Source organism: Cellulomonas sp. P5_C5 (assembly GCF_054049655.1).
The window spans coordinates 19,055-43,656 of record NZ_JBFULY010000026.1; the positions used below are offsets into that span (position 1 = coordinate 19,055).

At 72.2% G+C, this 24,602-nt stretch carries 22 protein-coding genes; 8 read left to right on the top strand and 14 right to left on the bottom strand.

Annotated elements, in window-relative coordinates; translation table 11 throughout:
- Positions 1-14 precede the first annotated feature (14 nt).
- From tal to pgl, 4 genes are read left to right on the top strand one after another with little or no spacing between them, the layout of a single operon-like run.
- A complete protein-coding gene (tal, locus tag ACXJKF_RS17615; RefSeq protein WP_456789016.1) occupies positions 15-1,160 on the top strand; it encodes a transaldolase in 1,146 nt (381 codons plus the stop codon).
- Positions 1,157-2,698: a glucose-6-phosphate dehydrogenase gene (gene zwf, locus ACXJKF_RS17620; RefSeq protein WP_456789017.1), complete on the top strand. Its 1,542-nt coding sequence runs from the start codon at positions 1,157-1,159 to the stop codon at positions 2,696-2,698. The genes tal and zwf overlap by 4 nt, the downstream gene beginning before the upstream one ends.
- Positions 2,695-3,612: a glucose-6-phosphate dehydrogenase assembly protein OpcA gene (locus ACXJKF_RS17625; RefSeq protein WP_456789018.1), complete on the top strand. Its 918-nt coding sequence runs from the start codon at positions 2,695-2,697 to the stop codon at positions 3,610-3,612. The genes zwf and ACXJKF_RS17625 overlap by 4 nt, the downstream gene beginning before the upstream one ends.
- Positions 3,609-5,057, top strand: coding sequence for a 6-phosphogluconolactonase (gene pgl / locus ACXJKF_RS17630; protein ID WP_456789019.1), 1,449 nt, complete (start codon positions 3,609-3,611; stop codon positions 5,055-5,057). Before ACXJKF_RS17625 ends, pgl begins: the two co-directional genes overlap by 4 nt.
- Before the next feature lie 60 nt (positions 5,058-5,117).
- Here the strand turns inward: pgl and ACXJKF_RS17635 are convergent, their stop codons facing one another.
- The 9 genes from ACXJKF_RS17635 to uvrC form a co-directional block, all read right to left on the bottom strand.
- Complete coding sequence (locus tag ACXJKF_RS17635) at positions 5,118-5,465, bottom strand: RNA polymerase-binding protein RbpA (RefSeq protein ID WP_055914815.1); 348 nt, start codon at positions 5,463-5,465, stop codon at positions 5,118-5,120.
- Between the two features lie 11 nt (positions 5,466-5,476).
- Positions 5,477-5,719 (bottom strand): preprotein translocase subunit SecG, encoded by a 243-nt coding sequence (secG, locus tag ACXJKF_RS17640; RefSeq protein ID WP_456789020.1) that lies wholly within the window; start codon positions 5,717-5,719, stop codon positions 5,477-5,479.
- A 165-nt stretch (positions 5,720-5,884) separates the two neighbouring features.
- The gene (gene tpiA / locus ACXJKF_RS17645; RefSeq protein WP_456789021.1) at positions 5,885-6,679 is read right to left on the bottom strand and encodes a triose-phosphate isomerase; all 795 of its coding nucleotides are present in this window, start codon (positions 6,677-6,679) and stop codon (positions 5,885-5,887) included.
- Positions 6,680-6,682: 3 nt separating this feature from the next.
- Positions 6,683-7,882, bottom strand: a complete 1,200-nt coding sequence (locus tag ACXJKF_RS17650) for a phosphoglycerate kinase (RefSeq protein ID WP_456789022.1) — start codon at positions 7,880-7,882, stop codon at positions 6,683-6,685.
- 117 nt (positions 7,883-7,999) lie between these two features.
- Positions 8,000-9,004, bottom strand: a complete 1,005-nt coding sequence (gene gap / locus ACXJKF_RS17655) for a type I glyceraldehyde-3-phosphate dehydrogenase (protein ID WP_456789023.1) — start codon at positions 9,002-9,004, stop codon at positions 8,000-8,002.
- 206 nt (positions 9,005-9,210) lie between these two features.
- Positions 9,211-10,191 carry a DNA-binding protein WhiA gene (gene whiA / locus ACXJKF_RS17660; RefSeq protein ID WP_056027735.1) on the bottom strand — a complete coding sequence of 327 codons (981 nt, stop codon included), beginning with the start codon at positions 10,189-10,191 and terminating at the stop codon, positions 9,211-9,213.
- A gap of 50 nt (positions 10,192-10,241) precedes the next feature.
- The gene (locus tag ACXJKF_RS17665; RefSeq protein ID WP_456789024.1) at positions 10,242-11,219 is read right to left on the bottom strand and encodes a gluconeogenesis factor YvcK family protein; all 978 of its coding nucleotides are present in this window, start codon (positions 11,217-11,219) and stop codon (positions 10,242-10,244) included.
- Positions 11,216-12,160 carry an RNase adapter RapZ gene (gene rapZ, locus ACXJKF_RS17670; protein WP_456789025.1) on the bottom strand — a complete coding sequence of 315 codons (945 nt, stop codon included), beginning with the start codon at positions 12,158-12,160 and terminating at the stop codon, positions 11,216-11,218. The genes ACXJKF_RS17665 and rapZ overlap by 4 nt, the downstream gene beginning before the upstream one ends.
- A complete protein-coding gene (gene uvrC / locus ACXJKF_RS17675) occupies positions 12,157-14,175 on the bottom strand; it encodes an excinuclease ABC subunit UvrC (RefSeq protein WP_456789026.1) in 2,019 nt (672 codons plus the stop codon). The genes rapZ and uvrC overlap by 4 nt, the downstream gene beginning before the upstream one ends.
- Positions 14,176-14,248: 73 nt before the next feature.
- On the opposite strand from uvrC, the gene ACXJKF_RS17680 reads away from it, so the two are divergent.
- Positions 14,249-14,761: an OsmC family protein gene (locus ACXJKF_RS17680; RefSeq protein ID WP_456789027.1), complete on the top strand. Its 513-nt coding sequence runs from the start codon at positions 14,249-14,251 to the stop codon at positions 14,759-14,761.
- A gap of 5 nt (positions 14,762-14,766) precedes the next feature.
- Here the strand turns inward: ACXJKF_RS17680 and ACXJKF_RS17685 are convergent, their stop codons facing one another.
- Together ACXJKF_RS17685 and uvrA are read right to left on the bottom strand one after the other, a co-directional pair.
- Positions 14,767-15,387: an acetyltransferase gene (locus ACXJKF_RS17685; protein WP_456789028.1), complete on the bottom strand. Its 621-nt coding sequence runs from the start codon at positions 15,385-15,387 to the stop codon at positions 14,767-14,769.
- Complete coding sequence (uvrA, locus tag ACXJKF_RS17690) at positions 15,384-18,275, bottom strand: excinuclease ABC subunit UvrA (RefSeq protein ID WP_456789029.1); 2,892 nt, start codon at positions 18,273-18,275, stop codon at positions 15,384-15,386. Before uvrA ends, ACXJKF_RS17685 begins: the two co-directional genes overlap by 4 nt.
- Before the next feature lie 107 nt (positions 18,276-18,382).
- Between uvrA and ACXJKF_RS17695 the strand changes: the two genes are divergently transcribed.
- Together ACXJKF_RS17695 and ACXJKF_RS17700 are read left to right on the top strand one after the other, a co-directional pair.
- A complete protein-coding gene (locus ACXJKF_RS17695; protein ID WP_456789030.1) occupies positions 18,383-20,206 on the top strand; it encodes a glycoside hydrolase family 15 protein in 1,824 nt (607 codons plus the stop codon).
- On the top strand, positions 20,203-20,874 hold the full coding sequence (locus ACXJKF_RS17700; protein ID WP_456789031.1) for an MBL fold metallo-hydrolase: 672 nt from the start codon (positions 20,203-20,205) through the stop codon (positions 20,872-20,874). Before ACXJKF_RS17695 ends, ACXJKF_RS17700 begins: the two co-directional genes overlap by 4 nt.
- A 4-nt stretch (positions 20,875-20,878) precedes the next feature.
- Here ACXJKF_RS17700 and ACXJKF_RS17705 read toward each other — a convergent pair whose 3' ends face one another.
- The 3 genes from ACXJKF_RS17705 to ACXJKF_RS17715 are packed head-to-tail and all read right to left on the bottom strand — an operon-like array spanning position 20,879 to position 24,280.
- Positions 20,879-22,567 carry an AMP-binding protein gene (locus ACXJKF_RS17705; protein ID WP_456789032.1) on the bottom strand — a complete coding sequence of 563 codons (1,689 nt, stop codon included), beginning with the start codon at positions 22,565-22,567 and terminating at the stop codon, positions 20,879-20,881.
- Between the two features lie 29 nt (positions 22,568-22,596).
- Entirely contained in the window at positions 22,597-23,115 is a 519-nt protein-coding gene (locus ACXJKF_RS17710) for a GNAT family N-acetyltransferase (protein ID WP_456789033.1), read from the bottom strand.
- 1 nt (position 23,116) lies between these two features.
- Complete coding sequence (locus ACXJKF_RS17715; RefSeq protein ID WP_456789034.1) at positions 23,117-24,280, bottom strand: acyl-CoA dehydrogenase family protein; 1,164 nt, start codon at positions 24,278-24,280, stop codon at positions 23,117-23,119.
- A 37-nt stretch (positions 24,281-24,317) separates the two neighbouring features.
- Here ACXJKF_RS17715 and ACXJKF_RS17720 point away from each other — a divergent pair, with 37 nt between their 5' ends.
- A complete protein-coding gene (locus tag ACXJKF_RS17720; RefSeq protein WP_456789035.1) occupies positions 24,318-24,602 on the top strand; it encodes a YciI family protein in 285 nt (94 codons plus the stop codon).

The window sequence follows — 24,602 nt, forward strand, 5'->3', positions numbered from 1 at the left end:
GGGGATCGATCGACATGGCACCGAGCAGCACCCCTCTGGCACGGCTGGCTGACGCCGGCGTCGCGATCTGGCTCGACGACCTCTCGCGCGAACGGCTGCGCACGGGGAACCTCGCCGAGCTCGTCGGGACGTCCGGCGTCGTCGGCGTGACCACGAACCCGTCCATCTTCGCCAGCGCGCTGGCGAAGGGCGACGCCTACGACGAGCAGCTGCGCGAGCTCGCCGCGGACGGGGCCGACGTGGACGCCGCGGTCTTCCGCATCACCACGGACGACGTCCGGCAGGCGGCCGACGTCCTGCGGCCCGTCTACGACGCCACGGACGGCGTGGACGGCCGGGTCTCGATCGAGGTCGATCCCCGCCTGGCCAAGGACACCGACGGCACGATCGCCTCGGCGAAGTCGCTGTGGTCCACCGTCGACAGGCCGAACGTCTTCATCAAGATCCCGGCCACCCGCGAGGGTCTGCCGGCGATCACCGCCGTCCTCGCCGAGGGGATCAGCGTCAACGTCACGCTGATCTTCTCGCTCGAGCGGTACGGCGAGGTCCTCGACGCGTTCCAGAGCGGTCTGGAGCAGGCGAAGGCCAACGGGCACGACCTGGCGCCCATCGCGTCGGTCGCCTCGTTCTTCGTCTCCCGGGTGGACACGGCGATCGACCCCCGCCTCGACGCGCTCGGCACGCCCGAGGCGGCGGCCCTGCGCGGCAAGGCCGCGATCGCCAACGCCCGCCTCGCGTACGGGCTCTACCAGGACGTCGTCGGCGACGAGCGCTGGAAGGCGCTCTCCGCGGCCGGTGCGCACCCGCAGCGCCCGCTGTGGGCGTCCACGGGCGTGAAGGACAAGGCGTACCCGGACACGCTGTACGTCGACGAGCTCGTCGTGGCCGGCGTCGTCAACACGATGCCCGAAGCCACGCTCAAGGCGGTCGCCGACCACGGCGGCGACGGCAGCGACACGGTCACCGGGACGCGGCAGGAGGCGGAGGCCGTCATCGCCGGCCTGCGGGACGTGGGCATCGACATCGATCAGGTCACCGAGCAGCTGGAGGTCGAGGGCGTGGACAAGTTCACGGCGAGCTGGGGAGACCTCCTCGGCACCGTCTCGGACGGGCTGACGGGCGCCGCCGAGCAGAACAGCTCGGCCGGGGGCGCCAGGTGAGCCCGAGCAAGGTGTCCGCCGGGAACAACCCGCTGCGCGACCCCCGCGACCGTCGCCTCCCGCGGATCGCGGGCCCCTGCGGGCTGGTCATCTTCGGCGTCACGGGCGACCTCGCACGCAAGAAGCTCATGCCCGCGGTCTACGACCTCACCAACCGCGGCCTGCTCCCGCCCGGGTTCGCACTCACCGGGTTCGCCCGGCGCGACTGGGCGACGCAGGACTTCGCGCAGATCGTGCACGACTCGGTCAAGGAGCACGCGCGGACCCCCTTCCGCGAGGCCACGTGGCGCCAGCTCTCCGAGGGCATCCGGTTCGTGCAGGGGACCTTCGACGACGACTCCGCCTTCGACCGGCTCCGGGACACCGTCGAGGAGCTCGACGCGTCCCGCGGGACGGGTGGCAACCACGCGTTCTACCTCTCGGTCCCGCCGAGCGCGTTCCCCGTGGTCTGCAAGCAGCTGGCCCGGTCGGGTCTGTCCCAGCCCGAGGACGGCACGTGGCGCCGGGTCGTCATCGAGAAGCCGTTCGGCCACGACCTGGCCAGCGCGCGGGAGCTGAACGACATCGTCTCGAGCGTCTTCCGGCCGGACGACATCTTCCGGATCGACCACTACCTGGGCAAGGAGACGGTCCAGAACCTGCTCGCGCTGCGCTTCGCCAACCAGCTCTACGAGCCCATCTGGAACGCCCACTACGTCGACCACGTGCAGATCACGATGGCCGAGGACATCGGGATCGGCGGTCGTGCCGGGTACTACGACGGCATCGGCGCGGCCCGGGACGTCATCCAGAACCACCTGCTCCAGCTCCTCGCCCTCACGGCCATGGAGGAGCCGGCGTCGTTCGAGGCGGCCAGCCTGACCGCCGAGAAGATCAAGGTGCTGTCGGCCGTGCGCCTGCCGCGCGAGATCGGCAAGCACACCGCCCGCGGCCAGTACGCGGCGGGGTGGCAGGGCGGCGAGAAGGTCGTCGGCTACCTCGAGGAGGAGGGCTTCAACCCGGAGTCCACCACCGAGACCTTCGCCGCGATCCGCGTCGACATCGACAACCGCCGCTGGGCGGGCGTGCCGTTCTACCTGCGCACGGGCAAGCGCCTGGGTCGTCGCGTCACCGAGATCGCCGTGGTGTTCAAGCGCGCGCCGCATCTCCCGTTCGAGTCGACCGCCACGGAGGAGCTGGGCAAGAACGCCCTGGTCATCCGCGTGCAGCCCGACGAGGGCGTGACGCTGCGGTTCGGCGCGAAGGTGCCGGGCACGGCCATGGAGGTCCGGGACGTCACGATGGACTTCGGCTACGGCCACGCGTTCACCGAGTCGTCGCCCGAGGCGTACGAGCGCCTCATCCTCGACGTGCTGCTGGGCGACCCGCCACTGTTCCCCCGGCACGAGGAGGTCGAGCTGTCCTGGCAGGTGCTCGACCCGATCACCGAGTACTGGGCGGGCAAGGGCAAGCCCGAGGAGTACCGCTCCGGCACGTGGGGTCCGGAGTCGGCGGAGAAGATGATGGCCCGCGACGGGCGAGTCTGGAGACGGCCATGATCATCGAGATGCCCGACACGACGACGCGGGACATCAACAAGCGGCTGCTCAAGGAGCGTGACGAGGGCGGCGCGATCGCCCTCGGGCGCGTCCTCACCCTCATCATCTCGGTGGGCGACCGCGACCCCGACGAGGCGATCGACGCCGCGAACGACGCCAGCCGCGAGCACCCGTGCCGCGTCATCGTCATCGCGAACGACACCAAGGACCGGGCGTCGAACCTCGACGCGCAGATCCGGCTCGGCGGCGACGCCGGCGCCAGCGAGGTGCTGGTGCTGCGGCCGTCGGGACAGCTCGAACGGCACCTCGACACCCTGGTCATCCCCCTGCTCCTGCCCGACGCGCCCATCGTCACGTGGTGGCCGTACGAGATCCCGGAGAACCCCGCGGAGCACCCCCTGGGACGGATGGCCACGCGCCGGATCACCGACACCACGCAGTGCGCGAACCCGAACACCGCGCTCCGCGCCCTCGCGGCGGCGCACACCGACGGCGACACCGACCTGGCGTGGACGCGCGCGACCCTGTGGCGCGGGCTGATCGCGGCGACGCTCGACCAGCCGCCGTACGAGCAGGTGCACAAGGCCGTCGTCGTCGGCGAGAGCACGCACCCGTCCGTCGACCTCATGGCCGCGTGGCTCGCGTACGCCCTGCGCTGCCCGGTCGAGATCGAGCGCATCAAGGACGCACCCGCGATCACGCAGGTGCGGCTCGAGCGGGCGTCGGGTGACATCGTGCTCGACCGACCCGACGGCAAGACGGCGGCCCTGAGGCAGCCTGACCAGCCCGAGCACCGGATCGCCCTGCCGATCCGCCAGCTGCGCGAGTGCCTGGCGGAGGAGCTCCGGCGCCTGGACGCCGACGAGGTCTACGGCGAGGTGCTKGCGAAGGGTCTGCCGAGGATCGACGCATGAGCCGCGACGTCGTCGTCCACCCGGACGCCCGGGTGCTGGCCGAGTCGGTGGCGGCGCGGCTGCTGACGCACCTGGTCGACGTCCAGTCGCACCGCTCCCCCGTCCACGTCGTCCTCACCGGCGGCACGGTCGGCATCGCCGCGCTCGAGGCTGTCGCGGCGAGCCCGGTGCGGGACGCGGTGGACTGGTCCGGGGTGCACCTGTGGTGGGGCGACGAACGCTTCCTGCCCGACGGGGACGCGGACCGCAACGAGACGCAGGCGCGCCACGCCCTCATCGACGCGCTCGGTGACGCGCTGCCGGCCGAGAACGTGCACCCGATGCCCGCGCGGTCGGACGACATGGACACGCCCGAGGCGTCCGCCGAGGCCTACGCGAGCGCGCTGGCCGAGGCCGGCTCCCCCGCGTTCGACGTCCTCCTGCTCGGCATGGGCCCCGACGGTCACGTCGCGTCCCTGTTCCCGGACCACGACGCGCTCGGTGTCGAGGGACAGCCGACGGTCGGTGTGCACGGCTCGCCCAAGCCGCCGCCGGAGCGGGTCTCGCTGACCTACGACGCGATCCGCGGCGCACGGGAGGTCTGGGTCGTCGCAGCCGGCTCGGAGAAGGCGCAGGCGGTCGCCTCCGCGCTGCGGGGCGCCCCGGTGACCACGACCCCCGCGGCCGGTGCGATCGGCACGGAGCGGACGCTGTGGCTCGTCGACGTCGCCGCGACGGAGGGGCTGGGGACGCCTGCTGCCCTGTCCACGACGGCCGCGGCGTTCCCCACCCCTGTGGACACCGCTGCGGAGCGCTGGACGGAGGTCGACGAGTACTTCTCGGTCCTGGTGCCCGAGGACGTCGCGCTCGTCGAGACCCGGCACGCGGCCACGGCCGGCGGCCTGCCGGACATCGCCGTCGCCGCCAACCAGGGCAAGCTCCTGCACCTGCTCGCGCAGTCCGTCGGCGCGCGGCGGATCCTCGAGGTCGGCACGCTCGGCGGGTACAGCACCCTGTGGCTCGCCCGTGCCCTGCCGTCCGACGGCCGCCTGACCACCCTCGAGATCGACCCGGTGCACGCCCGCGTCGCGACGGACTCCCTCACCCAGGCCGGGGTCGACGGGCTCGTGGACGTCCTCGTGGGTCCGGCAGCGGACACCCTCGACCGACTCGTCGAGGACGGCACGGCGCCCTACGACCTCGTGTTCATCGACGCCGACAAGCAGTCGATCCCCCGCTACCTCGAGCAGACCCTCGAGCTGACGCGTCCGGGATCGGTCGTCATCGTCGACAACGTCGTCCGCGGCGGGGCCGTCGTCGAGGCGGACCACCCGGACGACCGGGTGCAGGGCGTGCGGTCGATGGTCGAGCTGCTCACGGACCACCCGCGGTACGACGCCACGGTCGTCCAGACGGTGGGCACCAAGGGGTACGACGGCTTCGCACTCCTGCGCGTCCGCGACTGACCCGGAAGACGCCGAAGGCCCCCGCACCGGTGCGGGGGCCTTCGTTGTCTGTCTGTGGGGTCAGCCGCCGCGCTTGGCGCGCAGTGCGGCGAGCGCCTCGTCGAGGATCGCGGCGCCGTCCTCGTCGGACCGCCGCTCCTTCACGTAGGCGAGGTGCGTCTTGTACGGCTCGTTCTTGGACGGCGACGGAGGGTTCTCCTGGTCCTGCCCGGCGGGGAACCCGCAGCGCGGGCAGTCCCAGGTCACCGGGGCCTCGAGCGCGGCCTCCTCGGCGAAGCTGGGGCGCGTCTCGTGGCCGTTGGCGCACCAGTACGACACCCAGATCCGCGGGGCCGTGTCGCCGCGCTCGGCCTCGCCCATCGGGCCTGCGCCGACTCGCGACCCCCTGATCGCGCTCCCGCTCGCCATCGCCTACCGCCTCAGACCGTGCGCTCGATGAGACCGAGCAGGACGATGATCGTCGTCCAGACCAGTGCGGTGCCGATCGTGATGCGGTTCAGGTTCCGCTCCGCGACTCCGGAGCTCCCCGCGCTGCTCGTGATGCCGCCGCCGAACATGTCCGACAGACCACCGCCCTTGCCCTTGTGCAGCAGGACGAGCGGGACGAGCAGGAGGCTGGTCAGCACCAGCAGCACCTGGAGGGTGATACGAAGGCCAGTCACGTCGGTGTAGTTCCTCACTGGGCGGGCACGTCGACGGCGGTAGAGCCAGCGACGTTGCGGTGGACCGCGGTACAGGGTAGGCGACGAGTGGGGCGATAAGCCACCACCGCGCCCGGGCAGGTTCCGGAGCGACCGCCGGAACCCGCCCGGCACAGCGGTGTCAGGTCAGAGACCGACAGCGTGCGACTTGTACCGCGCGATCGCGGCGAACTCCTCGGGGTCCAGGCTGGCACCGCCGACGAGCGCGCCGTCGACGTCGGGCTTGGCCATGATCGAGGCGACGTTCGACGACTTGACGGAGCCGCCGTAGAGCACGCGCACCGCGTCCGCGGTCTCGGCGTCGTACAGCTCGGCGATCCGGGCACGGATGGCCGCAGCCAGCTCCTGCGCGTCTTCCGGGGTGGCCGTCTCGCCGGTGCCGATGGCCCAGACGGGCTCGTAGGCGACGACGATCGTGGCGACCTGCGCGGCCGTCAGACCGGCCAGGGCCCCGTCCAGCTGCGCCAGCGTGTGCGGGACGTGCTCACCGGCCTTGCGGACGTCGAGCACCTCCCCCACGCACAGGATCGGGGTGATCCCCGCGCCGAGCGCCGACTTCACCTTGGCGTTGACCAGCTCGTCGGACTCGTCGTGGTACTCGCGACGCTCCGAGTGACCGATCGCGACGTACGTGACGCCGAGCTTGGCCAGGAACAGCGGCGAGATCTCGCCCGTGTACGCGCCCGACGCGTGCGCCGAGACGTCCTGCGCGCCGTAGACCAGCTCGAGCTTGTCGGCGTCGACCAGCGTCTGCACGCTGCGCAGGTCCGTGAACGGGGGCAGCACGCAGACCTCGACGGCCGCGAAGTCGTGCCGCGCGTCCTTGAGCGTCCACGCGAGCTTCTGCACCGTGTGGGTGGCCTGGTGGTGGTCCAGGTTCATCTTCCAGTTGCCCGCCATCAGCGGGGTGCGAGTGGTCAACGCTCAGTCCTCCAGAACCGCGATGCCGGGGAGCGTCTTGCCCTCGAGGAACTCGAGGCTCGCGCCACCACCGGTCGAGATGTGTCCGAACCCGGCCTCGTCGAAGCCGAGCGTGCGCACGGCCGCGGCGGAGTCGCCACCGCCGACGATCGTGAAGCCACCGTTGGTGCCCGCGTCGACGAGCGCCTGCGCGACGGCACGGGTGCCGCCGGAGAACGCCTCGAACTCGAACACACCGGCCGGGCCGTTCCAGACGACCGTCTTGGCGTCGACGATCTTGGACGCGAACAGAGCGCTCGAGTCGGGGCCGATGTCGAGCCCGATCTTGCCGTCCGGGATCGCGTCCGCGGCGACGACCTGCGCCGGGGAGTCGGCCTTGAACTCGTCGGCGACGACGATGTCCGTCGGCAGCACGATCTCGACGCCGGCCTCCTCGGCCTGCGCCAGGTAGCCCTTGACGGTCTCGATCTGGTCCTCCTCGAGGAGCGAGTTGCCCACCGAGTAGCCCTTCGCCGCGAGGAACGTGAACAGCATGCCGCMACCGATGAGCAGGCGGTCGGCCTTGGTCAGCAGGTTGGCGATGACGCCGAGCTTGTCCGACACCTTGGAGCCGCCGAGGACGACCACGTACGGGCGCGCCGGGTCGTCGGTCGCCTTGCGCAGCGACGCGACCTCCTTGAGGACGAGCTGGCCGACCGCGTGCGGGAGCACCAGCGCGACGTCGTACACGGACGCCTGCTTGCGGTGCACGACGCCGAAGCCGTCGGAGACGAAGACGTCGGCGAGGCCGGCCAGCTCCCCCGCCAGCTCGGCGCGCTCGGCGTCGACCTTGGACGTCTCGCGCGCGTCGAACCGGATGTTCTCCAGCAGCGCGATCTCGCCGTCCTGCAGCGCCGCGACGGTCGCCTTGGCGGAGTCGCCGACGACGTCCGTCGCCAGCGCGACGGGCTGACCGAGGAGCTCGGAGAGCCGGTCCGCCACGGGCTTGAGCGAGTACTTGTCCTCCGGGGCGCCCTTGGGGCGTCCGAGGTGGGCCGTCACGACCACGCGCGCACCGGCAGCGAGCAGCGCCTGGAGCGTCGGGAGGGCCGCGCGCACGCGGCCGTCGTCCGTGATGGTGGTGCCGTCGAGCGGCACGTTGAAGTCGGAGCGGACGAGCACGCGCTTGCCGCGCAGGTCGCCGAGGTCCTCGATGGTCTTCATGCGTCTTCTTCCCGTGACTCGAGCAGGGGCTGACACGGCAGCGTCCGCGTGCGCCCGGGCCACAGGGGCCGGGGCGCACGCGGACGCATGACCGTCACTACAGGTGCAACGAGACCGTCAGAGACGCTCGCCGACGTACGAGGTGAGGGCGACGAGGCTGTTCGAGTAGCCCCACTCGTTGTCGTACCAGGCGATGATCTTGACCAGGTCGCCGCTCACCTTGGTGAGCTTCGAGTCGAAGATGCTCTGGTGCGGGTTCGTGACGATGTCGCTCGACACGATCTCGTCCTCGACGTACTCGAGGATGCCCTTGAGCGGGCCCTCCGCGGCGGCCTTGACCGCAGCGTTGACCTCCTCGACGGTGACCTCGCGCGAGGCCGTGAACGTCAGGTCCGTGGCCGAGCCGGTGATCGTCGGCACGCGGAGCGCGAAGCCGTCGAGCTTGCCCTTGAGCTCCGGGAGCACGAGCGCCACGGCCTTGGCCGCACCGGTCGAGGTGGGGACGATGTTCTGCGCGGCGGCACGGGCACGACGGAGGTCCTTGTGGGGGCCGTCCTGCAGGTTCTGGTCACCCGTGTAGGCGTGGATCGTGGTCATCAGACCACGCTCGATGCCGATCGAGTCGTTGAGCGCCTTGGCCACGGGGGCCAGGCAGTTCGTGGTGCACGACGCGTTCGAGATGATGTGGTGCACCGCGGCGTCGTAGTCCGTGTGGTTCACGCCGACGACGAACGTCGCGTCCTCGTTGGACGCGGGCGCGGAGATGATGACCTTCTTGGCGCCGGCGGTGATGTGCGCCTTCGCCTTCTCGGCGTTGGTGAAGAAGCCGGTCGACTCGATGACGATGTCGGCGCCGAGCTCGGCCCACGGCAGGTTCGCCGGGTCGCGCTCCTCGAGCGCACGGATCTTCTTGCCGTCGACGATGATGTTCTCGTCGTCGAAGCTGACGCTCAGCGGGAACCGGCCCAGCACGGTGTCGTACTTGAGCAGGTGCGCGAGCGTCTTGTTGTCCGTGAGGTCGTTCACACCGACGATCTCGATGTCGGCGCCGGACGCGATGATCGCCCGGTAGAAATTACGCCCGATACGGCCGAAGCCGTTGATACCGACGCGGATGGTCACTTGCCCTCCTCGGCAGCGCCGACGGGGGGCCGGCGCACACATTTTGGTGATGGGGTCACGCACGCCGCTGTGCGTTCCGACCGTCCCACCGGGCTCCCGTGCACAGCACGGACGCACGTCGGGCGGTCGGATGACCCGAGCCTATACCCGTGACGGGGGTCACGCGGACAGCGTCCACAGAGTCAGGACGAAGGTCCCGGCGCGGCTCAGAGGTCGAGCAGGTCAGGGCTCAGGCCGGCCTCGGTGTCGGGGATCCCCAGCTCGACGGCCCGCTTGTCCGCGGTGGCCAGCAGCCGACGGATGCGTCCCGCCACGGCGTCCTTGGTCAGCGTGGGCACCGCGAGCTTGCCCAGCTCCTCCAGCGACGCCTCCTTGTGCGCCAGGCGCAGCTCCCCCGCCTCCCGCAGGTGCTCGGGCAGCTCGTCGCCGAGGATCTCGAACGCACGCTCGACCCGGGCGCCGGCCGCGACCGCCGCGCGGGCGGACCGGCGCAGGTTGGCGTCGTCGAAGTTCGCGAGCCGGTTGGCCGTGCCGCGGACCTCGCGCCGCACGCGGCGCTCCTCCCAGACGAGCATCGTCTCGTGGGCGCCGAGGCGGGCGAGCATCGCGCTGATCGCGTCACCGTCGCGGATGACGACGCGGTCGATGCCACGCACCTCCCGCGCCTTCGCAGCGATCCCCAGCCGCCGCGCGGCGCCGACCAGCGCGAGGGCCGCCTCAGGACCGGGGCACGTGACCTCGAGGGCCGAGGAGCGGCCGGGCTCGGTGAGCGAGCCGTGCGCGAGGAAGGCACCACGCCACGCGGACTCCGCCTCCGCCACGCCCGCGGACACGACCTGCGGCGGCAGACCGCGCACCGGGCGTCCGCGGTTGTCCAGCAGACCCGTCTGGCGCGCGAGCGACTCGCCGTCCTTCACGACCCGGACGACGTACCGGCTGCCGCGGCGCAGACCGCCCCCGGACACGACGATGATCTCGCTCTCGTGCCCGTAGACCTCGGCGATCGCCTGCCGGAGCCGGCGGGCTGCGATGCCCGTGTCCAGCTCTGCCTCGATGACGATCCGACCCGAGATGATGTGCAGCCCCCCGGCGAACCTCAGGGTGGCCGAGACCTCGGCCTTCCGTGAGGACGTCTTGTCCACCTTCAGACGGGCGAGCTCGTCCTTCACCTGTGCCGTCAACGCCATGGGGTGCATCCTGCCATTGCGGGACACGTGTCCGGGACCGGACCGGTCACCTACTCGGGTGGCTTCTCACGCGTGCCGACGTCCCCGAGAAACCCGTCGAGCACGTCCGAGTAGGCCCCGGCGAGCCGCAACGGGTCGTGCCGCGGCGTGCCGTCGCCGCGGCTGACCTGGCGCAGCAGGAGACGGGCCCCCAGGTCCGCGCACCGCGCGGCGAGCGCGGCGACGTCCTCGACGGCCGACGGGTCCGCGACGACCGCGTCGACCCGGAGCTCCGGTGCGTGCGTGTGCAGGACCTCGAGGTACTGGTCCGCGCGCATGCCCGCCGTCTCACCCGATTCACCCGACGCGAGGTTCAGCGTCAGGATCGTCCGCGCGCTCGTGCGGCGCAGCGCGTCCCGCAGCCCGGGGACGAGCAGGTGCGGCAGCACGGACGTGTACCAGGAGCCCGGTCCGAGCACGATCCAGTCGGCGGCCTCGATCGCCGCCACGGCCTCCGGGCAGGCCGGCGGGTCCGACGGCTCCAGCCGGACCTGGGAGATCGTCCCGGTGGTCACGGCGACGGCGCTCTGCCCGACGACCCGGGAGGTCGTCCCCGCCTGGTCGACGACGTCCGCCTCGATGAGCAGCGGGACCGCCGCCATCGGCAGCACCCGTCCCCGCGCRCCCAGGAGCCTGCCCACCCAGTCGAGACCCTCGACCGTGTCGCCGAGCAGCTCCCAGAGGGCGACGATCAGCAGGTTCCCGACGGCGTGCTGGTCCAGGTCCCCCGAGGAGCTGAACCTGTGCTGGAGCACGTCCCGCCACGTCCGGCCCCAGTCGGAGTCGTCGCAGAGGGCCGAGAGCGCCATGCGCAGGTCCCCGGGCGGCAGCACGCCGAGCTCGTCACGGAGCCGGCCCGAGGACCCGCCGTCGTCGGCGACCGTGACCACCGCGGTGATCCGGTCGGTCATCAGGCGTAGTGCCGACAGCGACGCCGACAGGCCGTGGCCGCCACCGAGCGCGACGACCGCCGGCGAGGCGGCCCTCATTCCTTGCCGAGGTCGCGGGCGGACACAGCGACGAGGTGTCCCCGCTCCCGCAGCCTCGCCGCGATCGCCTCGCTGACGGCGACCGAGCGGTGCTTGCCGCCGGTGCAGCCGACGGCGATCGTCACGTACCGCTTCTCCTCGTTGAGGTAACCCGCCAGCACCGGCTCGAGCGTGTCGACGTAGCGGTCGATGAACGTGACCGCGCCCGGCAGGCCCAGCACGTAGTCCCGCACCGGGGCGTCCCGGCCGGTCAGGTGCCGCAGCTCGGTGATCCAGTAGGGGTTGGACAGGAACCGCATGTCGACCACGTGGTCGGCGTCGAGCGGGATCCCGTACTTGAACCCGAACGAGACGATCGAGATCCGCAGCGCGTCCTCGGCGCCGCTGGCGACCACGGCCCGGACCTCGCGTGCGAGGTCGTGCACGTTGAGCTCGGAGGTGTCGATGAGCGTGTCGGCCCGCTCCCGCAGGTCGGCCAGGATCGCGCGCTCCTCCGCGATGCCGTCGAGGATCCGGCCCGGGCCCTGCAGCGGGTGCGGCCGACGGACCTGCTCGAACCGGCGGACCAGCACCTCGTCAGACGCGTCGAGGAACAGGATGCGGTACTCCACCCCCGACTCCCGCAGCCCCGCCAGCACCGGCGCGAGGTCCCGGAAGAACTCCCGTCCGCGGACGTCGATCACGGCGGCGAGCCGCTGTGCGCGGGCGCCCGCGGGTCCGCTGGTCAGCATGCCGACCAGGTGCGTGAGCATCTGCGCCGGCAGGTTGTCGATCACGTACCAGTCGAGGTCCTCGAGGACCGCGGCTGCCCGTGTCCGCCCCGCCCCGGACATGCCCGTGATGATCAGGACCTGCGGCTGGCTCAGGTGGGGCGCCTCGGTGGCCGCTTCGAGGGCGGGGATCCCGGCGGGCACCGTGATCGGCGAAGGCTCGTCGCTCATGCGTCCAGCATGCCAGCCGACTCCGGCACCGGGTCCGACGCCACTCCCGGCGAGGCGAGTGCCGCGACGACGGCGGCGGCGGTCCGGTCCCCCATGCCCTGCACCGAGGCGATCTCTTCCACCGACGCGGCGCGCAGCCGCTTGACCGACCCGAAGTGCCGCAGCAACGCTGCCTGACGCGCCGGCCCGAGCCCGGGGACGCCGTCCAGCACGGACGTCGTCATGCCCTTGCTCCGGCGCTTGCGGTGCGCGGTGATCGCGAAGCGGTGCGCCTCGTCCCGCAGGCGCTGGAGCAGGTAGAGCCCTTCGGAGCTGCGCTGCAGGATCACCGGGTACTCCTCCCCCGGCAGCCACACCTCCTCCAGCCGCTTGGCCAGCCCGACCAGCGCGACGTCGTCGATGCCGAGCTCCGACATCGCCGCCTTCGCCGCGGCGACCTGCGGCGGGCCGCCGTCGACGACCACGAGGTTCGGCGGGTACGCGAACCGCACGGGCTTGCCCGTCACCTCGTCGATGGGCCCCGACCGCAGCGGCTGCCCGTCGTCGTCCTCCCCGATGCCCAGCTCGACGTCGCGGGCGTCGGACCGCTCCGCGAGGTAGCGCCGGAACCGGCGGGTGATGACCTCGTGCATCGCCGCGGTGTCGTCGCGGGCACCCTGTCCCTCGGGTCCGCGGATGGTGAACAGCCGGTACTCGCTCTTGCGGGACAGCCCGTCCTCGAACACCACCATCGACGCCGACTGGTACGTCCCCTGGTTGTGCGAGACGTCGTAGCACTCGATCCGCAGCGGAGCCGACGGCAGGTCCAGCGCCTCCTGGATCTCCTGGAGCGCCTGGCTCCGGGTGGTCAGGTCCCCCGCGCGGCGCGTCCGGTGCAGCACCAGCGCGTGCTCGGCATTGCGGTGCACGGTCGCCGCCAGCTCGCGCTTGTCCCCCCGCTGCGGGATCCGCACCGAGACCCTGCTGCCCCGCAGCCCGGTCAGCCACGCCTGCACCTGCTCGACGTCGGGCGGCAGCACCGGGACCAGGACTTCCCGAGGCACCGCCGACGAGCCAGCGCCACCGTCACCCGCAGCGGCCTCCGACCCGTAGATCTGCTGGAGCAGGTGCTCGACCAGCTCCGCGTCGGTCACGTCCTCGACCTTCTCCACGACCCACCCGCGCTGCCCGCGGATGCGTCCGTCGCGCACGTGGAACACCTGCACCGCAGCCTCGAGCTCGTCGCCGGAGAGAGCGAAGATGTCCGCGTCCGTCCCGTCGGCGAGCACGACGGCGTTCTTCTCGGTGGCCCGCTCGAGCGTCGCGATGTCGTCCCGCAGCCGTGCCGCACGCTCGTAGTCCAGCTCCGCGGCCGCTTCCTTCATGCGCGCGGTGAGGCGGCGCGTGAACTTCGCCGTGTCGCCCGCCATGAAGTCGCAGAAGTCCTGGGCGAGCTGCTGGTGGTCGTCCGGCGAGATCCGTCCGACGCACGGGGCCGAGCACTTGTCGATGTACCCGAGCAGGCATGGCCGGCCCTGCTGGTGCGCGCGCTTGAACACCCCCGCCGAGCAGGTGCGGACCGGGAACACGCGCAGCAGCAGGTCGACGGTCTCCCGGATCGCCCACGCGTGCGCGTACGGGCCGAAGTAGCGCGTGCCCTTGCGCTTGGCCCCGCGCATCACCTGGATGCGCGGGAACTCGTCGGCGAGCGTCACCGCGAGGTACGGGTACGACTTGTCGTCGCGGTACTTCACGTTGAACCGCGGGTCGAACTCCTTGATCCAGGAGTACTCGAGCGCCAGCGCCTCGACCTCGGTGCCGACGACCGTCCACTGCACGGACGCCGCGGTGGTGACCATCTGCTGGGTCCGCTGGTGCAGACCCGACAGGTCCTGGAAGTAGCTGGACAGGCGCGAGCGCAGGCTCTTCGCCTTGCCGACGTAGATGACGCGGCCGTGCTCGTCGCGGAAGCGGTACACCCCGGGCGAGTCAGGGATCTCCCCCGGTGCGGGCCGGTACGTGGCGGGATCAGCCATGTGATCGAGCGTAGTTCGCACCGCCGACGCCACCGACCGCACCGCGCCCGCCGGACGCCGCTACCGTGGGCAGATGGGCCCCCTCCACACGTACTCCGTCGACGTCACCTGGACCGGCGCTGGCCGGACCGGAACCTCCAGCTACACCGCGTACAGCCGCGACCACGAGGTCAGGATCGGCTCGAAGCCACCCTTGCTGGGCTCGTCGGACCCGGCGTTCCGCGGCGACCCGACGCGGTACAACCCCGAGGAGCTGCTGGTCAGCGCGCTGGCGCAGTGCCACATGCTCTGGTTCCTGCACCTCGCCTCCGCGGCCGGCATCGTCGTGGTGGCCTACGAGGACCAGGCGGTGGGCACCATGCGGATCGAGGCCGCCGGGCAGGGGCAGTTCCGCGAGGTCGTGCTGCGCCCCCGCGTGACCGTGGCGGCGGGCGCCCACCTCCCGACCGGCGCCGCGATCACCGACGGCGTGCTCGCCGGCATCCACCACCAGGCGCACGAGCACTGCTTCATCTCGCGGTCGGTCAACTTCCCCGTCCGCCACGAGCCTGTCCCGGTGCGCACGGCGCAGTCCGTCTCGCACTGACCTGCTCACGGCCGGCGCAGGGTCAGCCAGCGGGGTTCGAGCACGTACCCGAGCCCGAGGTTCGCTCGGACCGAGGCGGTGTTCCGGGAGGCGCCCCCGGTCCCGAACAGGTGGTGCCCGCGCTCGACGTGGTCGAGGATCCCGTACGCCTTCACGGCGGAGGCCAGTCCCTGCCGGCGTCGGGACGCGCGGGTCACGGTGAACTCGGTCTCGATGCGGTCGGCGTCCGGCCGCATGACGGTCACGGCGTCCAGCGCGCCTGCGCCGGAGAGCGCTCCGTAGGCGGACCAGGCACCCGCCAGGTCGCGCGCCAGGGAGCGCTCGTCCGGAACCTCGTGCAGGGTCGCCCGGCCGTCGTCGGGGTAGTCGTCCAGGCACTCCCGGTCGAGGGCGACGATCCGTGACGCGTCCTGCGGCAGCAGGTGCACCACCGACCAGCCCGTCGCCTCGACCGCGTGGACCGCGGCCGTCAGCACGTCGACGGCAGCCGGGTCGGCGACGGTGAGCCGGGCGCCCCACGACTCGACCTCGACCCGCCACCCGTCCGCCAGGAGCGCGACCGCCGACGGGTCGTCCTCACGGAGGACGGCGACCCCGTCGGACTCGGCCAGGTCCTCGACCGTCACGCGGGGATGGGCTGCTTGACGGTGCGCTTGCGCTTCACGGGCTGCGGCTCGGGCTCGAGCACCTCGGCGAGGAACCGGCCGGTGTGGCTGGCCTCGACCGAGGCGATGTGCTCCGGCGTCCCCTCCGCGATGACGAGCCCGCCGCCGCTGCCGCCCTCAGGTCCCATGTCGATGACCCAGTCGGCGTTCTTGATGACGTCGAGGTTGTGCTCGATCACGATGACGGAGTTGCCCTTGTCGACCAGCGACTGGAGCACCCCGAGCAGCTTGCGGATGTCCTCGAAGTGCAGGCCGGTCGTCGGCTCGTCGAGGACGTAGATGGTCCGGCCGGTCGAGCGGCGCTGCAGCTCCGCGGCCAGCTTCACGCGCTGCGCCTCGCCGCCCGAGAGCGTCGGGGCAGGCTGACCCAGGCGGACGTAGCCGAGACCGACGTCGACCAGCGTGCGCAGGTGCCGCGAGATCGCGGGGACGGCCGCGAAGAACTCCGCGGCCTCCTCGATCGGCATGTTCAGCACGTCGGCGACGGTCTTGCCCTTGAAATGCACCTCGAGCGTCTCGCGGTTGTACCGCGCCCCGTGGCAGACCTCGCACGGGACGTAGACGTCCGGGAGGAAGTTCATCTCGATCTTCAGCGTGCCGTCACCGGAGCACGCCTCGCAGCGGCCGCCCTTGACGTTGAAGGAGAACCGTCCGGGCGTGTAGCCGCGGACCTTCGCCTCGGTGGTCTCCGCGAACAGCCGGCGGACGTGGTCCCACACCCCGGTGTACGTGGCCGGGTTCGAGCGCGGGGTGCGGCCGATGGGTCCCTGGTCGACGTGCACGACCTTGTCCAGGTGCTCCAGGCCGGTCACCCGCTTGTGCCGCCCGGCCACCTGACGCGCACCGTTGAGCTCGTTGGCGAGCACGGTGTAGAGGATCGCGTTGACCAGGGTCGACTTCCCGGACCCGGACACGCCGGTGACGGCCGTGAGCACGCCCAGCGGGAACGTGACGTCGATGCCCTGGAGGTTGTGCTCGCGCGCGCCCACGACCGTGAGCTGGCGGCTCGTGTCGATCGGCCGACGGAGCTGCGGCATCGGGATCGAGCGGCGGCCGGACAGGTACGCGCCCGTCACCGACTCGGCGGACGACAGCAGTCCCGCCAGGTCTCCCGAGTGGACGACGCGCCCGCCGTGCTCGCCGGCGCCGGGGCCGATGTCGACGATCCAGTCCGCCGTGYGGATGGTGTCCTCGTCGTGCTCGACGACGATGAGCGTGTTGCCCAGGTCCCGCAGGCGCGTGAGCGTGTCGATCAGGCGTCGGTTGTCCCGCTGGTGCAGGCCGATGCTCGGCTCGTCGAGGACGTACAGCACGCCCACCAGCCCGGAACCGATCTGCGTCGCGAGCCGGATGCGCTGCGCCTCGCCGCCGGACAGCGTCGCCGCCGGTCGCGTCAGGGACAGGTAGTCGAGGCCGACGTCGAGCAGGAAGCCCAGCCGCGCCTGGATCTCCTTGAGCACCTGCGCGGCGATCGCGCGCTCGCGCTCGCCCAGCTCCAGGCCGTCGAGGAACGCCCGCGCCTCGCGGATGGGCAGCGAGCAGACCTCGGCGATCGACTTGCCACCGACCCGCACCGCGAGCACCTCGGGCTTGAGCCGGGCGCCCTCGCACACCGGGCACGGGACCTCACGCATGAAGGCCTCGTACTTCTCCTTGCTCCAGTCCGAGTCCGTCTCCGTGTGCCGGCGCTCGAGGAACGTGATGACACCCTCGAAGCCCGTCGAGTACTGCCGCTCGCGACCCCAGCGGTTCTTGTACCGGACCTTCACCTCGTGGTTCTGGCCGTGCAGCACCGCGTCCCGGGCCCGCTGCGGCAGCGCCCGCCACGGCACCGACGTCGAGAAGCCCATGTCCGAGGCCAGCGCGCTGAGCACGCGGGCGAAGTACTCGCTGGAGATCTGCGACCACGGGGCGATCGCGCCCTCGTCGAGCGAGAGGTCCTCGTCGGGGACCACCAGGTCCGGGTCCACCTCGAGGCGCGACCCGATTCCGGTGCACTCCGGGCACGCGCCGTACGGCGCGTTGAACGAGAACGTGCGGGGCTCGATCTCGTCGAGCGTGAGCACGTGGTCGTTCGGGCACGCGCGGTGCTCGGAGAACCGTCGCTCGCGGTTGAGGTCGTCGATGTCGGCGTCCACGAGCTCGACGACGAGCAGGCCRCCGGCAAGCCCGAGGGCGGTCTCCACGGAGTCGGTCAGACGGCGCTTCACGCCCTCCCGGGAGACCAGACGGTCGATGACGACCTCGATGTCGTGCTTGAGCTTCTTCTCGAGCGTGGGCGGCTCGGTGAGCTGCACGACCTCGCCGTCGACCCGGGCGCGCGCGAAGCCCTTGCTCTGCAGCTCCTTGAACAGGTCGGCATACTCGCCCTTGCGGCCGCGGACGACCGGCGCGAGCACCTGGTACCGGGTGCCCTCCGGCAGCTCGAGCAGCCGGTCCACGATCTGCTGGGGCGTCTGCGCGGTGACGCGCTCGCCGCAGATCGGGCAGTACTGCGTGCCCGCCCGCGCGTACAGGAGGCGGAGGTAGTCGTAGACCTCGGTGATGGTGCCGACCGTCGACCGCGGGTTGCGGTTGGTGGACTTCTGGTCGATCGACACCGCGGGCGACAGTCCCTCGATGAAGTCGACGTCGGGCTTGTCCATCTGCCCGAGGAACTGCCGCGCGTACGCGGACAGCGACTCGACGTAGCGCCGCTGACCCTCCGCGAAGATGGTGTCGAACGCGAGCGAGGACTTCCCGGACCCGGACAGACCGGTGAACACGATGAGCTTGTCACGCGGGAGATCGAGGTCGACGTTGCGGAGGTTGTGCTCGCGGGCGCCCTGCACCACCAGTCGTTCGTTCACGGCGGGGAGTCTACGTGCCCCCACTGACAATCGCACATCTGTTCGACGTGAGTGAGCGCACATCGCGTCGACGTGCCGCTCCCCCGCTGCCGGGTCATGCTCACCTCGTGGAGAGACCTGACGCCGTCGTCGACCCCCCGCTGGTGCCCGTCGAGGACTACGCCGTCCTCGGCGACGGGAAGACGGCCGCGCTGGTCTCCCTGCGCGGCTCGATCGACTGGCTGTGCCTTCCCACGTTCGACTCGTCGGCCAGCTTCGCCCGCCTGCTCGGCACCGCGGACAACGGGCGCTGGCTCCTCACGGTCCGGGACGCGACGAGCGTCACCCGCCGGTACGTCGACGCCTCGTTCGTGCTGGAGACGACGTACGAGACGCCCACCGGCACCGCCGTCGCGCAGGAGACCATGCCGCTCAACGACGGGCGCGCCGACCTGGTGCGCCGGCTCGTCTGCACCCGTGGCAGCGTCGAGGTCGAGCACGAGTGGGTGGTCCGGTTCGGGTACGGAGCCGTCCTGCCGTGGGTGCGGCACATCACCGACGACGACGGGAACGACGCGATCCAGGCGATCGCCGGTCCCGACTCGCTGCTGCTGCGTGGCGACCGGCTGCCCAAGCCGGACGACCACCGGCACGCCGACCGGTTCACGCTGCACGAGGGCGAGTCGGTCGAGCTGGCGCTGACGTGGACGCGGTCCTGGGACGCCGCGCCACCCCGGCTGACCATCGCGGACCGGATCGACTCCACCCGGATCTCCTGGGGCCTGTGGGCCGCCAGCTGCGAGTACCACGGCTCGTACCGGGAGGCCGTCGTGCGCTCGCTGCTGGTCCTGCGCCTGCTCACCGACTCGGAGACCGGCGGGATCGTCGCGGCCGCCACGACGTCCCTGCCCGAGGACTTCGGCGGCGAGCGCAACTGGGACTACCGGTACTGCTGGCTGCGCGACGCCGCGATGACGCTGGAGGCCCTGCTCGAGCACGGGTACCGCGAGGAGGCGACCGAGTGGCGGGACTGGCTGCTGCGCGCCGTGGCCGGCCGCTCGTCGGACCTGCAGATCATGTACCGGGTCGACGGCGGTCGGGACCTCCCGGAGCGACAGCTCGACCACCTGGCGGGCTATGCCGGCTCGCGCCCTGTCCGCGTCGGGAACGCCGCGGTCGGCCAGGTGCAGAACGACGTGCTCGGCGAGGTGATGTGCGCCCTCGAGCTCGCGCGTGAGGCCGGCCTGCGGGAGACGGACGACACCTGGTCGCTCCAGCGGCACCTGGTCGACGACCTCCTCGAGCGGTGGCGCCACCCGGACCGCGGCATCTGGGAGGTCCGGGGCGAGCCGCGGCACTTCACGCACTCGAAGGTGATGTCGTGGGCCGCCGTCGACCGCGCCGTCCGGGCGGCMGAGAAGCACGGGCTCGCCGCGCCGGTGGATCGCTGGCGCGCGGAGCGGGACGCGATCCACGCCGACGTGCTGGCGCACGGCTGGAACGCGGAGCGGCAGACGTTCGTGCAGTCGTACGGAGCCGAGCACACGGACGCGTCCCTGCTCCAGCTGGCCCAGGTCGGCTTCCTGCCGGCGCACGACCCGCGCCTCCTGTCCACCCTCGCGGCGATCCGCGCCGAGCTCGAGATCGCACCGGGGCTGCTGCGTCGCTACCCCACCGAGCGCACCGACGACGGGGTCGCCGGGGACGAGCACGCGTTCCTCGCCTGCTCCTTCTGGCTCGCCGACGCCCTCGCCCGCACCGACGACGTCGAGGGCTCGACCAAGGTCCTCGACATCCTCGTCGGCCTGGCCAACGACGTCGGCCTGCTGGCGGAGCAGTACGACCCGGCCGGTGGCCGGATGGCGGGCAACGTGCCGCAGGCGCTGTCCCACCTGGCGCTGGTCCGCGCGGTGCACAGCCACGACCTGGCGCTCGCGCGGCGGTCCCGATGACGTACACCGGCGACGTGCAGGCGGGCGGTCCCACGCAGGTCCGGGTGCTCGACGAGCTCGAGATCCGCAAGGCCGCGGTCGGGCCGATGCAGAACAACGCCTACCTGCTCACGTGCCGGGCCGTCGGCGCCCAGCTCCTGGTCGACGCCGCCGACGACCCCGACCGCCTCCTCGCGCTCCTGCAGGAGGGGACGACCCAGCTCGACCTCGTGGTGACCACGCACCGGCACCCGGACCACCTCCGTGCCCTGGCGTCCGTCGTCGCCGTGACCGGAGCGGCCGTCGCGGCCGGCGCCGACGACGCCGACGCCATCACCGAGGCCACGGACATCGCGGTGACCCAGCGGCTCGACGACGGCGACACCGTGCGGGTCGGGGACGTGGCCCTCACGGTCGTGGCACTGCGGGGGCACACGCCGGGTTCGGTCGCTCTGGCGTACCGCGAGCCGGACGGTCGCGTGCACCTGTTCACCGGCGACTCGCTCTTCCCCGGCGGGGTCGGTGCCACGCAGGGACCCGAGGCGTTCCAGCAGCTCTACACCGACGTCGTGGAACGGGTCTTCGACCGGTTCGGCGACGACACCTGGGTCTACCCCGGCCACGGCCGTGACACGACTCTCGGGGCGGAGCGCGCGCACCTGCCGGAGTGGCGCGCCCGCGGCTGGTGAGYCGTCAGCCCGCGAGCACCGACTCCCGGACCACGCGGCGCAGGACCTTGCCCACCTGCGACCGCGGCAGCTCGTCGAGCACCACGAGCCTGCGCGGCAGCGCGTAGCGCGCGAGGTGCCGCTCGCCCCACGCACGGACGGCGTCGAGGTCGACCCGGTCGGCGCCCGGCTCGAGCACCACCGCGGCGACGACCGTCTCCCCCAGGTCGCCGCCGGGGATCCCGACCACCGCGACGTCCGCCACCCCGGGCATGGTCCGCAGGTGCTCCTCGACCTGCGACGGGTAGACCTTGAACCCGCCGGTGACGATGACCTCCTTGATGCGGTCGACGAGGACCACCCACCCGGTCTCGTCGACGGTGACGATGTCCCCGGTCCGCAGCCAGCCGTCGTCGAGCAGCTGCTCCGCGGTCTCGTCGGGCCGCTCCCAGTAGCCGGCGAACACCTGCGGGCCTCGGATCAGCAGCTCACCGCGCTCACCGGGCTCGACCTCGCGCGTGACGTCCGCCGGGTCGACGATCCGGATGCTGGTGCTCGGGAACGGCAKACCGAGCGTGCCCGGTCGGCGCGCGTCGGTCAGCGGGTTGCCCAGCGCGACGGGCGAGGTCTCGGTCATGCCGTACCCCTCGATCACGAGGCCACCGGTCACCCGCTCCCACTTCTGCGCGGTGGACTCCGGCAGCGCCATCGCGCCGGAGATGGCGTACCGGAAGGACGTGAGGTCCGCACCCGACGACTCGGCAGCGGCCGCGAGGCGGTCGAGCATGGGCGGCACGGCCGGCAGGAAGGTTCCCGGCCGGCGCTTCTGGGTCGCCAGGACGCGCTCGGGGTCGAACGACGGGAACGCCACGAGCGTCGCGCCGACGCGGATCGCGTAGCTGAGGCACAACGTCAGGCCGAAGGCGTGGAAGAAGGGCAGGACGCCGTAGACGACCTCGGTCCCGGGCTGGGCGCCGGTCCACGCGTGACCCTGCACCGCGTTCGCGACGAGGTTGCGGTGCGTGAGCATCGCACCCTTCGGTGTGCCGGTGGTGCCGCCGGTGTACTGCAGGAGCGCGACGTCGGATGCCGACGGCACCGGGTGCGCCGGGTCGAGGGGTGCCGCCTTGGCGACGAGCCTGTGCCACATCGGGAAGGCGGGCGGCACCTTGCCGCACATCGCGTCCCGGACGCGACGGGCGCTCGGCAGCGGGAGGCGCAGCGCGAGCCGCTTGCCGCGCGACAGGTCCGCGGCGAGGTCGACGGCGACGACGGCCTTGAGGGACGTCCGGGGCAGCGACTCGAGCACCCTCGGGACGGCCTTCTCCCAGACCAGCGCCACGACCGCACCGGAGTCGGCGAGCTGGTGCGCGAGCTCGCCGGTCGTGTAGGTCGGGTTGTGCTCCACGACGACCGCGCCGATGCGCAGGGCGGCGTAGAAGGCGATGACGTGCCCCGTGCAGTTCGGCATCACGAGCGCGACCCGGTCACCCGGCTTGACGCCGAGGTCGAGCAGCACCTGCGCCCCGCGCGCCACGGCGTCGGCGAGGTCGCGGTAGGTGGTCGTCGCGCCGAGGAAGTCCACGGCCGCCCGCTCGGGCCACCGCTGGGCGGCCCGGTCCAGCGCCGCAGTCAGCGCCTCGTCGGGGATCGCCACCTCCAGCGGGGTGCCGGACGAGGGGGCGGACTGTCGGCCTGGTCCCACGGTGGTCATCTCCCGATCGTAACCTACGGTCGCGTAAGTTACTGATCAGTAGGTTGCGAGCCCGGCGCGCACGACCACCGGATCACCGACACGCCGTCGGGCTCCACCTCGAGGGGACCGCGGCGGAACGACGCCCGCTCGAGGACGCGTTCGCTCGCCGTGTTCCCGACCATCGTCCGGGCGATCACCACGTCCGCGCCGTGCTCCAGAGCCCAGCGCGTCAGGGCACGGACCGCCTCGGTGGCCAGCCCGAGACCGCGGCCCGCCGGGAGGAACGCGTAGTAGAGGTGCGGGCCCTCGGCGCGCAGTCCCAGCCCGATGGTGCCGAGCGCCTCGCCCGACCGCTCGACGACGAACCGCCCACCCCGGCCCTCGGCGCGCTGGGTCAGGTTCCGCCCCACCCGCTCGCGCGCCTCCTGCTCGTCGACGTCCGCGGGGTCGTACGTCCACCGCGGCACGTCCCCGACGCGGGACAGCGCGTGGTCGAGCAGCCAGTCATCCTCCCGCAGCGCGCGCAGCCGTGCCCCGGGCAGGACCAGCTCGTCGGGCAGCTCCACGTCAGGCCTCGGGGGGACCCAGCACCGACGTCGCGAGCGTCGCGTGCGCCGACTCGTCGTCGGACGGGTGGAAGATCCCCGCGAGCACGTCCCGGTACAGCCGACCGAGCTCGCTCCCGGAGAAGTACGACCCCCCGCCGGAGACGCGGATCGCGTTGTCGACGACCACCCGGGCCGACTCCGTCGCACGTACCTTGAGCCCGACCAGCTGGGCGAACCAGCGCGCGCCGTGGTCCACCTCCTCGTCGACGTCGCGCGCGAGCGCGAACACCTGCAGCTCCGCACCGTCCTGCGCCAGCACCGCGTCGGCGATCCGCCAGCGGATGTCGGGGTCCTGTGCGTACGCACGACCGTCGAACTTCATCGACGTCCGGCGCCGGGCAGCCTCGACCCCGAGCTCGATCGCCCGTCGGCCGATGCCGGTGTACACCGCGCCGAGCAGGACCTCGAAGACCGCGAAGAGCGCGAACACGAACGGGTCGGCGCTGGGGCCCGGCGGCAGCGACCGGTAGACCCGGTCCGCCGGCGCGCGGGCGCCGTCGAGCACCGTTGTCGCCGACTGCGTGGCACGCATCCCGAGCGTGTCCCAGTCGTCGCGCGCCTCGACACCCCCGTCAGCGCGGGAGACCACCCCGTGCACCAGGCGCGGGTCGTCGGGGTCGGCGTCGTCGAGCCCGAAGGTGGCCAGGCGGCTCCACACCGGCGACAACGACGTGAAGATCTTCGTGCCCGTGTACCGGTACGCGCCGTCGGGCTGCCGCTCCGCGCGGGTGCGCGAGCCGAACATGACCAGGTCGTTGCCGGGCTCGGAGTTGCCGAACGCGAAGATCTCTCCGGCAGCGGCATCCCGCAGCACGAACTCGACGGAGTCGTCGCCGCGACCCACCAGGAGCGCGGCGAGCCCGGTGACCACCAGGTGCATGTTCACCGCCAGCGCGGTCGCCGGCGCCGCCGCGGCGAGCCGCACCTGCTCCCGCGCGACCTCCTCGAGCGTGAGCCCCGCACCGCCCAGGCGCTCCGGCACGAACGCGGTCAGGAACCCGACAGCGACCAGGTCCGCGAGGTCGTCGTGCGGGAACGTGTTGTCCCGGTCGTGCACCGGCGCGCGCTCGTGGATGCGGGCCAGGACGTCGTCGGTGAGCAGCGTGCGCAGGATCCGAGCCATGTCAGCACTCTGCCACCGGCTCGGGCAGGATGACGTCATGCCTACCTACGCCGTCCGCTACACCTACGACGAGCGCACCGACGTGCGTGACCACTTCCGCGCCGAGCACCGGTCGTACCTGGCCGCGCTGGCCGAGCACGGCACGCTGCTCGGGTCCGGCCCGTTCACCGACGGCGACCCGGGCGCGCTCCTGGTCTTCCGCGCCGCCTCGCCCGAGGTCGTCGGCGCGATCCTCGCGGACGACCCGTTCGTCCGCGAGGGCCTGGTCGCGCAGAGCGACGTCCGCGCGTGGGACGTCGTCCTCGGGCCCTGGAGCGCCTGA

Coding starts and splice junctions, on each gene's coding strand:
- whiA (WP_056027735.1), bottom strand. CDS start 10,191: ATGGCGTTGACGGCACAGGTGAAGGACGAGCTCGCCCGTCTGAAGGTG.
- ACXJKF_RS17635 (WP_055914815.1), bottom strand. CDS start 5,465: ATGGCGAGCGGGAGCGCGATCAGGGGGTCGCGAGTCGGCGCAGGCCCG.
- ACXJKF_RS17715 (WP_456789034.1), bottom strand. CDS start 24,280: ATGGCTCGGATCCTGCGCACGCTGCTCACCGACGACGTCCTGGCCCGC.
- tal (WP_456789016.1), top strand. CDS start 15: ATGGCACCGAGCAGCACCCCTCTGGCACGGCTGGCTGACGCCGGCGTC.
- uvrC (WP_456789026.1), bottom strand. CDS start 14,175: ATGGCTGATCCCGCCACGTACCGGCCCGCACCGGGGGAGATCCCTGAC.
- ACXJKF_RS17680 (WP_456789027.1), top strand. CDS start 14,249: ATGGGCCCCCTCCACACGTACTCCGTCGACGTCACCTGGACCGGCGCT.
- pgl (WP_456789019.1), top strand. CDS start 3,609: ATGAGCCGCGACGTCGTCGTCCACCCGGACGCCCGGGTGCTGGCCGAG.
- ACXJKF_RS17720 (WP_456789035.1), top strand. CDS start 24,318: ATGCCTACCTACGCCGTCCGCTACACCTACGACGAGCGCACCGACGTG.
- ACXJKF_RS17700 (WP_456789031.1), top strand. CDS start 20,203: ATGACGTACACCGGCGACGTGCAGGCGGGCGGTCCCACGCAGGTCCGG.
- rapZ (WP_456789025.1), bottom strand. CDS start 12,160: ATGAGCGACGAGCCTTCGCCGATCACGGTGCCCGCCGGGATCCCCGCC.